This is a genomic window from Blautia sp. MSK20_18 (assembly GCF_020553125.1).
Classification (GTDB): Bacteria; Bacillota; Clostridia; order Lachnospirales; family Lachnospiraceae; genus Blautia_A; species Blautia_A fusiformis.
In genome coordinates this window covers 1-11,508 of sequence record NZ_JAJCGR010000019.1, presented here as the reverse complement: position 1 = coordinate 11,508, position 11,508 = coordinate 1, and the positions used below count along the sequence as shown (strand labels likewise).

Here is an 11,508-nt window from a genome sequence, read left to right as displayed (position 1 = left end):
GTGCGAAGGGCGATCATTCTCGCGGTACCACCTTCATTATCCGGAAAAAACATCTGTTATTCCCGTCTATCTCTTGTCCCTTAACGCGGGGTACGTGAAAACCTACACAGCAGCATCTGCATCTGTTCTGCATTTCTGCTTTCAGTTTCCCGGCTCCTAAGCTACCTTCTGCAGTCCTCCATCTGAAAATGCCTTTCAGCCTGCGCTTCTCTTGCGTCTGTGCATTTCTCTCTGTCAGCGTAGATCTGCATACTCCTCTTATTCAACACCTTTGCCATGTTCCTACTATAATGAAATTTTCTTTTTTTGTCAAGACAGAGGCCTTATTTCAAAACTAAAAATCAAAATAAAAAAGAATATCTCCACCGGTTATTTTTTCCAATGGAGATATTTTTTTATCTATCTTTCTTTTATTGTTTTGTACTCCTTCTCAATGCCTGCGATCAGTGTTTTCATTGTATATTCCAGAATTTCATTTCCGAATGCTTCCGATGATTCTCGGACCGGATGACGTCCTGCAATACCGATCAGATTACTCTCATCTTCTTTTACCTGTCCAAAGTCAACCAGTTCCGGCCGAACAGCCATTACAATAGATGTCTCATTTGCTCCGGCATGATCATTCTGATATTTCAGTCTCTCATCATCCGCATAGGTCCATGCTGTCATAATGCACAGTCCGTATTTTTCTTCTGCCTCTTCCTTCATTTCCTGAAATGCATTTGTTGACGGACCGTGTCCATGTCCCACAACGATGCGGACTCCTGCTCTGGAAAGCTGTGCAAAAATACTGCGCAACAGATCCTGAAACAGTCCCTTTTCCATCCAGTAAGCACTGCCCTTCATCTGCTGGGCACAATAAGTATTCAGTGCGCCCTCTGTATTGATATCCATTCCATAAAATACAGTTCCCCGATCATCAAATAAACGGTCAGGTCCCATGAACAGCATCGGAAGCACTACACCACCGACCTTTTCTGCCACCCGGACAAACAGTTCTTTTGACTGGATCCCGTCAGCTCCAAGAGGCATATGCGGACCATGCCATTCCAGTGTGCCAAGTGGCAGATAGGCAACCGGCATCTCCTTTATCCTCTGTACACATTCTTCCGGAAGTAATTCCTCGTATAATACTTTTTTCATGCTCGTCTCCTCCTTATCCTTTTACCGCTCCGGCAATTACTCCCTGTATGATCCATTTCTGGCAGACCATATAGAAAATAACGATTGGTATGATCGCCAACACCAGCATAGCCATCATAAGTCCCAGATCGATAGAGCCATATCCTCCTCTAAGATACTGGATCGCTACAGAGATCGTTTTGTATTCAGAGCCAATTACAAGATATGGAAGCAGATAGTCGTTCCAGATCCACATGGCATTCAGGATCGCAACTGTCATGACGGTAGGACGTATCACAGGAAGCACGACATTAAAGTAGATTTTCATAATAGAACAACCATCGATCATTGCCGCTTCTTCCAAAGAAACCGGGATTGATTTGATAAAACCTGTAAACATAAACACTGACAAGCCGGCGCCAAATCCTACATAGATAAACACAATGCCGATCAGATTGTCCAGCTTAAACATATTTGACACTTTAACAAGAGTAAACATAACCATCTGGAACGGTACGATCATTGCAAAAGCGAACAGATAATACAGTACCTTTGTAAAATGACTTTTTACACGTACCAGATACCATGCTGTCATCGAAGTCAGCAGAACAATAAGGACCACAGATGCTACAGTTATAAATAAAGTAATAAAAAATGCCTGTATAAAACCAGTCTTGATCAGACCCTCTCCATAATTCGCCATTTTTACAAAGGAGTCAGCATTAGGAAGTGCAAACGGTGTACTGTTGATATACAGCTTGCTCTTAAAGGAATTCATAAATACAATAATGATCGGGGCAATAAATAAAACCGAGATCACTGTAAGAATTACGATCATTGCTATTTCGCTTTTCTTGTTTTTCATCAGCTTTCAACCTCCTTACGCCGTGTGACAACAAGCTGCGTTACTGAGATTGCAGCTACGATCAGCAAGAACAGCACCGCTTTTGCCTGTCCTATTCCCTCATATCCCATCCTGTTGTAGAATGAATTATAGATGTCCAGTGCAACCAGCGAAGTTGATTTTCCCGGAAGTCCTGCTGTCAGAGCAAGGTTTAAGTCGAACATTTTAAATGCATTTGTCGTTGTCATAAACAGACAGATCGTAATTGCAGGCATGATCAGAGGCAGGATGATCTTTGTAACCATCTGTCTCCGGTTTACTCCATCGATAAGAGCCGCTTCCTTTACATCCTCTGAAATATTCTGGATAGCCGCAATGTAAATAACCATCATATATCCGATCATCTGCCAGTTCATGGCGATCACCATTCCCCAGAATCCGTATGAGGCCTTCACAGTAAGCGTTGTTTTGAAAAAAGCAAGAACACCATTGATGATCAGCTGCCAGATATAACCAAGTACGATTCCGCCCAGGAGATTTGGCATAAATATAACTGTTCGAAAAATATTTGTTCCACGGAGCTTTCTCGACAGCACATAGGCCAGTGCAAAAGCGATCAGATTGATAGTCACAAGATTTACAAGCACAAATTTAACGGTAAACCAGAGAGAAGCCAGGAAATCCTTATCCTGGAATGCAACTATATAATTGCTCAGTCCAACCCACTGTGCATCTGCCACAGTCGTAAATTTAGTAAATGAAAGATAAATTCCCAGTATAAATGGAATAATAAATGCAACTGTAAATGCGATCAGTGTTGGCAGTACCAATATCACAAATCTCTTTTTAAAAGCTTTTTCCATCTTTTACAAACCCTCTCTTTTATTACACAGGGCAGAAACATTTCTGTCTCTGCCCATGCTCTTCTACTATTGTGCGATCAGAGCTTTCTCCGATGCCCAGCAGTCGATTGTCTTCTTCACTACATCATCCCATTCCATACTTCCCTGTGCATACTCAAGAAGATAGCTTCCAAGCTGGTTTTTAAATTCCTGGCTCGGGAATGTTGCAAAATCCCAGTTGACCGTGTATAAAGAATCATCGTTCATATAAGTCAGCATATCCTGTACAAGCGGGTTATCCGGTCTTTCATCCTCTCCAAATGTGGTAAACGGAGGAATCATTCCAAGGATTCCATTACAGTATGCTTTTCCGCTGTCACTGTTGAACAGCCACTCAAGGAACTTCTGAGAAGCTTTCTGGTCAGCTTCATTAGCCTTGCTGTTTACACAGATATAGTTTTCTGTTCCAACACAGAGTCCCTGTTTTTCTTCTCCCTCTACTCCTGTGTAGATTGGAAGGAACTTAATATCATCCTCTTTGACTACGTTTCCATCCAGGTCATAGATCATTGCCCATCCCCAGTTTCCATTCTGGATCATAGCCACATCGCCCATTGCAAATTCTGCCATGGATTCCTCAACATTTTTAGCACCGACCATAGTTGGCTCTGTACATGAATTGTTCAGATAAAGATCAAAAATATTTTTGAAATTCTTATTGTATGTAAATTTGATCTCATCCAGATTATCTACGTCATCATCTTTATACTCATAGTAGATCGGAAGATTCATAAGATGTGTCTGCCAGCGCCAGTCTTCTCCAGGAGCAAATGAAGTAGATCCGAAAACTCCCTGGATTCCAAGATCATCTTTATGCTTTGTCATATCCTCTACTACAGTTTTAAGTGTGTCGAAATTTTTGATCTCTTTTGTATCTGAAATATCAACGGCTTTATCCGGAAGTGCAAAATACTTCTTCATAATTGCATCATTGTAGATGATTCCATATCCTTCTACCGCATACGGTATAGCATATACGCCATCTCCGTCTGTGATCGCCATATCTTTGTCAGTCAGCCATTCATAAATCTGGGAATCCTTCAGATCAGCACAGTAATCTTTCCAGGTCTGATAGCCGATCGGTCCGTTAACATTGAAAAGTGTCGGCATTTCTTTTTTGGAAAGCTCGGATTTTAATGTCTGCTCATAGGTTCCGCTTCCTGCCGTAACTACTTTCATATTGATTCCGGTTTCTTTTGTAAAGCTTCCTGCTACTTCTTCCCATTCAGCGGAAAGCTCAGATTTAAAATTCAGGAAATATACAGAGCCTGTATCTTCTTCGTCTGTATCTTTTTTGGCTGTATCTTCCTTGACGGTATCTTCTTTGGCGGTGTCTCCTCCGGAATTGCCAGTATTTCCGGCTGTTCCGCATCCTGCAAGAGTCAGCAGTGACATTGATGCCGCAATACCAGCGGCAATTAATTTTTTCGCTTTCATATTTTTCCTCCTATTTTTCATAATGACCAGGAATCCCCACACTGTCACGGATCTGCAGCAGATATTCATTTTCCTTTTCATCACATGGTCTCTCGACTCCATCCTGTAGATACAGCATGCCGTTTATGATACTTTTTGCCTGATATTCTACCGGCTGACTGATCGTAGACAGTGAGGGCGTTATGCGTTCCGAAAACGGAATACCGTCAAACGAAACTACAGATACGTCCTCCGGAATTCTGTAACCATGCTTCATGATCCAGGACATTACCTCTATCGCAACTTCATCGCTAAAACAAAACAATGCCGTTGGCAGCTTCTGAGGTACAAATATCTTCTCTATCACAGAAATCAGACTGCTTTTTTCATAGTCTCCATGGATCTGACCGATCAGGGACTCTTCTTGATCCAGCTGCATCTGCTTTACAGCTCTTAAAAATCCCCGTTTCCTTGCAATAAGGAAGCTGTCGTCCATTTCGTCAATGCAAAAGATGCCCCCTATCCTTCTGTGGCCAAGCTGGGCAAGATAGCATATGGTCTCATAGACAGAGCTTTCATTTTTTTCCATGATATTCAAACGCATTTCCGGTGACTGCATATGACAGACTTTAATCCTAAAATGTTCTTTTATATACGCTTCCTCTTCCCGTGAGAGCAGAAAAAGGCTAAAGCAGACTTCGATTCCTCTGATCTCCAGTTCTCTTAATGCTTCCAGTTTTTCCTCAAATCCTGAATTGCAATAACGGATAATACAGCCATATCCCATCTTACATGCAAACTCATTCAGATACCGAAACAACAGAAGCTGATACTGATTAATGTAGTTTGTCATTATAAAGCCGAACAGTTTTGACTTCTTACCAGCCAGATACTGTGCGTGAACGCTGGGATTATAATTGTACTTTCTGATGGTATCTACCACTCTTTTCTGCAGCTTCTCGCTGACTGGTTTGGAACGGTTGATAACACGGGAAACTGTAGCGATCGAACACCCGCTTTTTTTCGCGATAAATTTAATATCTATATTTGCCATATTTAAAATTCCTCCGGAAGAATTCTATGGTTACATCTTACAGGAAAACGTTTACATTTCAATTGTGAAATACTTACAAAATTAGCTTCAGGCAGATCATGGTCATCCCAGTCTTTCAGGATATTCATTACAAAACTGCCTGCATACAGGGAAATATGTAAAATTCCTGTATGCAGACAGTCTTATCATTTCATTATTTTATTCCACGCTCTTCAGTGACTCTACCATATTGATCTTTTTCAGCTTAAAATGCATCACCATATTTACAAACATGGAGAACCCAAAGGTAATGATTCCACTGTAAACAAAGCTTATTGGCTTGATATTTCTTCCGAACATCACCGCATCTACCTCAACGGTTGTGATCACATACCGGTGAAGGAGGATTCCGAACACTGCGCCTGCCAGAATCCCTATGAAGGACAGCAGGATATTTTCCCGAAATACATACTGGGAAACCTCGCCATCATAAAATCCCAGGACCTTCAATGTTGCAAGCTCTCTCTGACGCTCTGTGATATTGATGTTGTTCAGATTATACAGTACCACAAATGCCAGCATTCCGGCAGAAATGATCAGGACCCAGATCACCGCTCCGAGGGATCCCAGCATTCGCTCTACCTGACCTGCTGTGCTGCTTGTATAGCTGATACTTAAAGCTGCCGGATATTTCAGGATCGCATTTCCAAGAGTTTCCAGATCACTCTCTGCATCCTCTTTCATAGTATATACTGTACTTGAATACTTCGGTTTCTCCCCGAATGTTTTTTCATAGCAGGATGGGGTCATGTAAACGTAATGTCCCATATAGTTCTCTGTGACAGCAGTGATCTTTACTTTATACTTTCTGTTGTCTTTCTCCAGGGTGATCTTGTCTCCTGCTTTCACACCGATAAGAGAAGCCGTTTTTTCACAGATCACCGCTCCATCATCGGTAAGCTCATACTGCTCGTGGGACTTTCTGTCACGTAATGTTACATCCTCTTTAAAATTTTCCGTATTTTCCGGAACATACACATAGATACTGACACTTCCCTTTTCTTTTGGTGCCGTCATCTTGGTGAGCTGCACACGGGTATAGTGATCGATCTCGCTGTTTCCGTCCAGAAATTTCAGAAGATCCTTTTCCTGGCTGTCTGTGGCATCCTCATCATTGATCACCATGGCATCATAGTGCTGGATCTGGTCATATTGGAGAATCGCAATATCCATAATGGAGTCATAAAGTCCGAATCCTACAAGCATCAGTCCCATGCTTCCTGCAATTCCGAAAATGGTCATAAAAAGACGCTTTTTATAACGGAAGAGATTTCGCATGGACGATTTCCAGGAAAAGCTCAGATGCTTCCAGATAAAGCTGATCCGTTCAATAAGGATCCGTTTTCCTTCTTTCGGTGCAGGCGGACGCATCAGAGATGCCGGTGTTTCTGCCAGGGTTTTTGCGCAGGAAAACAGTGTAGCGCCCATAGTACAGATCACCGCTGCCCCGGAAGCGATCAGTGCATATTGTAACTCATAATCCAGCTGCATGTGATCGCCAATATTCCAGTACATGATTCCATACGCCTGGATAATGATAAACGGAAGAACCTTTTCTCCGAAAAGTACTCCTGCGATACTTCCACCTACTGTAGCCAGAAATGCGTAGCTGAGATACTTGGATGCAATGGATGCTTTTCCGTATCCCAGCGCTTTCATGGTTCCGATCTGGGTTCGCTGTTCCTCCACCATTCGTGTCATCGTGGTAAGACTGATCAGAGCCGCTACAAGGAAGAATATCATCGGAAAAACCTTTCCGATGTTTTTCAGTCGCTCTGCGTTATCACCAAAATCCGAATATTCTGGAAGGTCATTGCGGTCCGTGACGATCCACTCCGGTGTTTCAATATCATCCACCTCTTTCTGGGCATCCTCGATCTTCTGCTGGGCTTCCGCAATTTTGTCATCGGCTTCTTTTTTGCCGTCCTGATATTCTTTCTTTCCATCGGAAAGCTTCTTTTTGGCGTCCTCCAGGTCTTTTTTGGCGTCTTTTAATTTCTGTTCATTTTCCCGGATCTCTTTTTCACCATCCAGGAGCTTCTGTTCATTTGCATCCAGTTCTGCCTGACTGCTGGTAAGCTTTTCTGTATTGGCCTGGATCTCTGCCTGACCGGCATTTAACTGGGCCTGTTTTTCCTCCAGCTGCTGCCGCCCTGAGCTGAGCTGGGCTCTGGCCGAATCCAGCTGGCTCTGGCCATCATCCAGAGTTGCCTGGTTTGCCGCAATTTCTTCTTTTGCCGCTGAAAGCTCAGCTTTCTTTGTTTCCAGCTCTTTTTTCCCTTTATCCAGTTCTTCCTGGCCTGCGTTCAGCTGTGCTTCTGTCTGGGAAAGTGTCTCTTCCTGTTCCTTGATCTGGCTGAAGCCCTCATTGATCTGACCAAGGCTGCTCTCCAAGGTAGCTCTTGTCTGGGCCAGCTCTGATTTTTTTGCAGTAAGCTCTGCCTGCGCCCCGTCGATCTGTGCCTGACCGGCATTTATCTGTTCTTCCATTGCACTGATCTGACCATTTAAAGTCTGGATCTGCGTGGAAAGCTCCGCCAGCTCTTCCTCGGTTTTTCCTGTTTCCGCACCAGCATCATACTGCGCCTGCAGCTCCGCCGCCTGACTGCTTAATGCCTCTTTCTGACTGGTCAGTTCATCCAGCTGTGCCTGCTGCCCGGAAAGGGATTCTTCACTGGAACTGATCTGGGATTCGCCCTCGGAAACCTGTACAAGTCCTGCCTCACACTGTTCTTTCTGACCGGTGAGAGCAGTCTTTGTTTCTTTGATCGTATTCTTTCCCGTTTCCAACTGTTCTCTTCCACTGTCAAGCTCAGCCTGTTTGCTTTCCAGTGTTTTTTCCGCTTCACGGAGCTGGGCCTCACCGTCACTTACCTGCTGTTTTGCGGCATTCAGCTGTTCATATCCGGCAGTCAGCTCTGCCTGCTTCTCATTTATCTGTGCTTCGGAGTCGGCAAGCTGGGATCTGGCAGTATTTAACTGGGACAGACCGTCTTCCACCTGCTGTTTTGCGCTGTTAAGCTGAGACCATCCATCTTCAATCTGCTTTCTTCCGTCAGCAAGCTGCTGTTTTCCATCGGTCAGCTCCTTTTTTGCATCACTGAGCTGCTGTTTTCCATCTTCGTACTCTTTTTTTCCATCCTCATACTTCTTCTGCCCATCATCCAGCTTTTTCTTCGCGTCGCCAAGTTTTTCCTCTGATTCCTTCTTTCCGTCCTCAAGCTCTTTTCTGGCATCATCCAGTTTTTCATTGGCTTCTGCGACGATCTCCTCGTAGCGCAGGCTGCACTGTTCTTTTTCGATACCTTCCACGCGTTTCCGGATCTTTTTGATAAGATTGTCGTAGGCATCGGTATAGCTGATCACATCCCCGGATTCATGAACCATAATATAGATCTGGGTAAAAGCTTCCTGTTCAAAATCCTCTGGAAGAATGTATCCGAAGCCGCTGACCTCACCCGATCCAAGAGTCGTATTTCCTCTGTTAAATGAAATATAAAGAGGGCTGCTTCCGATTCCCACAACTGTATAGGTTGTTTTTTTCAGAAGCTCACTGTCTCCATCCTCACTGACAGATATGGTATCCCCGATTTTATACCCCCGATTCTTTGCAAATGGCTTGTCCAGAAAAATCTCGCCGCTTTTTTCCGGTATCCTTCCTTCATCTGCTGTAAGTAGATTAAAATTGCTGCTGATAGATTCCAGATGAAGAACCTTCCTGGCATCGTCCTCTCCACTCATAACATCCGTAGAGTAGCTGCCCTCAGCCAGTTCCACACCGTCAATATCCGATACCGCTTTTACATCACGCTGCGTCAGTCCCAGGGTTCCCTGGATCTTCAGATCCATCAGCTTTGCTGCTTCATAATAAGCATCTCCGGAATATCTCATATCCGGAGAAGACGCCTGGATCCCGGAAAAAAATGCAACACCCAGTGCCACGATCAGAAAGATCGAGATAAAACGTGCTTTACTTTTCCGGATCTCCATCCAGAAATCTTTGTGTAATGCCTTCATTCCGTCACCTACCATTCAATCTCTTCCACTGGTGTGGGATGTGCATTTTCAGTCATCCTGGAAACCTTGCCGTTTTTGATCTTGATCACACGGTCGGCCATAGGTGTCAATGCAGAGTTGTGAGTAATGACAATAACCGTCATGCCCCGTTCCCTGCAGGTATCCTGAAGGAGCTTCAGGATTGCCTTGCCGGTCTGATAATCCAACGCTCCTGTAGGTTCATCACAGAGCAGAAGCTTTGGATTCTTCGCCAGCGCTCTGGCTATGGAAACTCTCTGCTGCTCACCGCCGGATAACTGTGCCGGAAAATTGGTCAGTCTCTCCTTCAGCCCTACTTCCTCCAGAACTGTCCTGGCATCCAGAGGATCCTTACAGATCTGAAGCGCAAGCTCCACATTCTCCAATGCAGTCAGATTTGGCACCAGATTATAAAACTGGAATACAAATCCAATATCCTCCCGCCGGTATCCGGTCAGCTGCCGGTCTGTATATTTTGCAATATTTTTTCCATCGATCCAAACATTGCCGGATGTGGCCTTATCCATTCCGCCCAAGATATTCAGCACCGTTGTCTTTCCGGCACCGCTTGGTCCTACCACAACCACAAATTCTCCTTTTTTTATCCGGAAGCTGATCTCATCCACAGCTATGATCTTCACTTCTTTTGAGCCATAGATTTTGGATACATTCTCCAGCTTCACATAGTCTTCCGTATGCTCCATTTCCACCCCTCCTCTTTACTCTCTATATGATTTCAGGGGGCTTTTATCTGCCCCCTTTTAATTCTCTCACTCACGTATCACAGCTGTAGAAAAATGTTTTCGGCTGTGATCGAATATTATCAATAACTATATTTATAAGTATATCGGTTCTTAATTCAAAATGCAATTTCTACTTATATTTTACAAAGATTTTTCATTCCTGCGCATTTGTATTTTACATTTCTTTTCTATAATACAGACAGATAAAGGAAATCAATATTATGGCTGACTGTTGCTGACAACAGCAGAAGTATAATTCCAGCAAAACAGGAGGAATGGATTATGTATAAAGTACTGTGGAATCACTTAGATCAAAATTTAAAAAAGGCCCCTGCGCCAGCTGTTTTTCTTGCACTTTTGACAGTTGGATGGAGTGTAGCCGGAATTCTTGCAGGATTACTTGTTTGTCTGGAACTTCAGACAGAACTGATGGTGAAGCTGACTGTGATCTTATGTGCCGGTGGATACGCCGGACTGATTCCCGGTTTCTTCGGTGGGATCTTTTATCTTTACCGAATGGATCTTCGGAAACCTTCTGCGGGTCCTGCAGCTGATCTGGCAGCTGAAGCGGAAAAAGCTTCTGCCGATCCTGCTTCATTGATCTATTTTCACAATAATTGACAAAAAAGCAGAACTCTGCCTGGTTGTGCAGGGTTCTGCTTTTTTTATTGAATATGTGTATTAAGTTTGATTACTTTCTTATGGAATCCGCAAGCTTTTTTGCTTCTGCTGTCAGTTCTCTTATTTTGTCAAATTCTCCTGCCTTCACAAGATCTCCTTTTACCATCCAGCTTCCGCCGCAGCAGAGGATTTTGTCACAGGAAAGATAGTCCTCAAGGTTTTTCGCATTGATCCCGCCGGTAGGCATAAAACGGATTCCTGTATAAGGAGCTGCCATTGCAGAGCATGACGCTTTGCGTGCTCAGGATGCCATGTATCTTCATCTGGTTTATAATCGTAAACGAATCCTGCTTACGGAAAAAAATTCCTGATCTGTCGGACAGCATCAGGAAAGGATGCTGTCCGATCTTCCAGAAGTATGTCTTCACGGTCTTCAGCAAGTACATTTTTATAGGAAAAATAAGCCCTGGAAATTCATCTTTCCAGGGCTTTCTAAGAGGTGCCACCCGGATTTGAACCGGGGATAGAGGTGTTGCAGACCTTTGCCTTACCACTTGGCTATGGCACCATGCTCCCCCTGTTGGACTCGAACCAACGACACTGCGGTTAACAGCCGCATGCTCTACCGACTGAGCTAAGGAGGATTACTTAAATATTTAATTAAGGTTTGTACCTTAAAAACTACATACATGCTTGTTGATCGTTAATCAAACTCTTTGAATCAATTCTTAA

Annotated in this window: 8 protein-coding genes, 2 tRNA genes and 1 pseudogene; 1 reads left to right on the top strand and 10 read right to left on the bottom strand. The window is 43.7% G+C overall.

Annotated features, from left to right (window positions below):
• Positions 1–399: 399 nt before the first annotated feature.
• From LI091_RS11280 to LI091_RS11250, 7 genes are all read right to left on the bottom strand, one after another.
• Entirely contained in the window at positions 400–1,143 is a 744-nt protein-coding gene (locus LI091_RS11280; protein ID WP_059085324.1) for a creatininase family protein, read from the bottom strand.
• Positions 1,144–1,156: 13 nt separating this feature from the next.
• Entirely contained in the window at positions 1,157–1,987 is an 831-nt protein-coding gene (locus LI091_RS11275) for a carbohydrate ABC transporter permease (RefSeq protein ID WP_059085323.1), read from the bottom strand.
• Positions 1,987–2,829: a carbohydrate ABC transporter permease gene (locus LI091_RS11270; RefSeq protein ID WP_059085322.1), complete on the bottom strand. Its 843-nt coding sequence runs from the start codon at positions 2,827–2,829 to the stop codon at positions 1,987–1,989. The genes LI091_RS11275 and LI091_RS11270 overlap by 1 nt, the downstream gene beginning before the upstream one ends.
• Positions 2,830–2,895: 66 nt before the next feature.
• Positions 2,896–4,305 (bottom strand): ABC transporter substrate-binding protein, encoded by a 1,410-nt coding sequence (locus LI091_RS11265; RefSeq protein ID WP_059085321.1) that lies wholly within the window; start codon positions 4,303–4,305, stop codon positions 2,896–2,898.
• Between the two features lie 10 nt (positions 4,306–4,315).
• Complete coding sequence (locus LI091_RS11260) at positions 4,316–5,338, bottom strand: LacI family DNA-binding transcriptional regulator (RefSeq protein ID WP_059085320.1); 1,023 nt, start codon at positions 5,336–5,338, stop codon at positions 4,316–4,318.
• Positions 5,339–5,536: 198 nt separating this feature from the next.
• On the bottom strand, positions 5,537–9,409 hold the full coding sequence (locus LI091_RS11255) for an FtsX-like permease family protein (protein ID WP_265191170.1): 3,873 nt from the start codon (positions 9,407–9,409) through the stop codon (positions 5,537–5,539).
• A complete protein-coding gene (locus LI091_RS11250) occupies positions 9,403–10,116 on the bottom strand; it encodes an ABC transporter ATP-binding protein (protein WP_021650736.1) in 714 nt (237 codons plus the stop codon). The genes LI091_RS11255 and LI091_RS11250 overlap by 7 nt, the downstream gene beginning before the upstream one ends.
• Before the next feature lie 321 nt (positions 10,117–10,437).
• Here LI091_RS11250 and LI091_RS11245 point away from each other — a divergent pair, with 321 nt between their 5' ends.
• Complete coding sequence (locus LI091_RS11245) at positions 10,438–10,776, top strand: hypothetical protein (protein ID WP_021650735.1); 339 nt, start codon at positions 10,438–10,440, stop codon at positions 10,774–10,776.
• 70 nt (positions 10,777–10,846) lie between these two features.
• On the opposite strand, the pseudogene LI091_RS11240 reads toward LI091_RS11245, so the two are convergent.
• From LI091_RS11240 to LI091_RS11230, 3 genes and pseudogenes are all read right to left on the bottom strand, one after another.
• Positions 10,847–11,056, bottom strand: a pseudogene (locus tag LI091_RS11240) (bifunctional 4-hydroxy-2-oxoglutarate aldolase/2-dehydro-3-deoxy-phosphogluconate aldolase); the annotation flags it as partial.
• Positions 11,057–11,273: 217 nt separating this feature from the next.
• Positions 11,274–11,344: transfer RNA gene (locus LI091_RS11235), tRNA-Cys, on the bottom strand.
• 3 nt (positions 11,345–11,347) lie between these two features.
• A tRNA-Asn gene (locus LI091_RS11230) sits at positions 11,348–11,420 on the bottom strand.
• Positions 11,421–11,508: the final 88 nt, after the last annotated feature.

Bases quoted from the DNA above. Each gene is read 5' to 3' on its own strand.
- LI091_RS11280 (WP_059085324.1), bottom strand. From the start codon at position 1,143: ATGAAAAAAGTATTATACGAGGAATTACTTCCGGAAGAATGTGTACAG.
- LI091_RS11275 (WP_059085323.1), bottom strand. From the start codon at position 1,987: ATGAAAAACAAGAAAAGCGAAATAGCAATGATCGTAATTCTTACAGTG.
- LI091_RS11270 (WP_059085322.1), bottom strand. From the start codon at position 2,829: ATGGAAAAAGCTTTTAAAAAGAGATTTGTGATATTGGTACTGCCAACA.
- LI091_RS11265 (WP_059085321.1), bottom strand. From the start codon at position 4,305: ATGAAAGCGAAAAAATTAATTGCCGCTGGTATTGCGGCATCAATGTCA.
- LI091_RS11260 (WP_059085320.1), bottom strand. From the start codon at position 5,338: ATGGCAAATATAGATATTAAATTTATCGCGAAAAAAAGCGGGTGTTCG.
- LI091_RS11255 (WP_265191170.1), bottom strand. From the start codon at position 9,409: ATGGTAGGTGACGGAATGAAGGCATTACACAAAGATTTCTGGATGGAG.
- LI091_RS11250 (WP_021650736.1), bottom strand. From the start codon at position 10,116: ATGGAGCATACGGAAGACTATGTGAAGCTGGAGAATGTATCCAAAATC.
- LI091_RS11245 (WP_021650735.1), top strand. From the start codon at position 10,438: ATGTATAAAGTACTGTGGAATCACTTAGATCAAAATTTAAAAAAGGCC.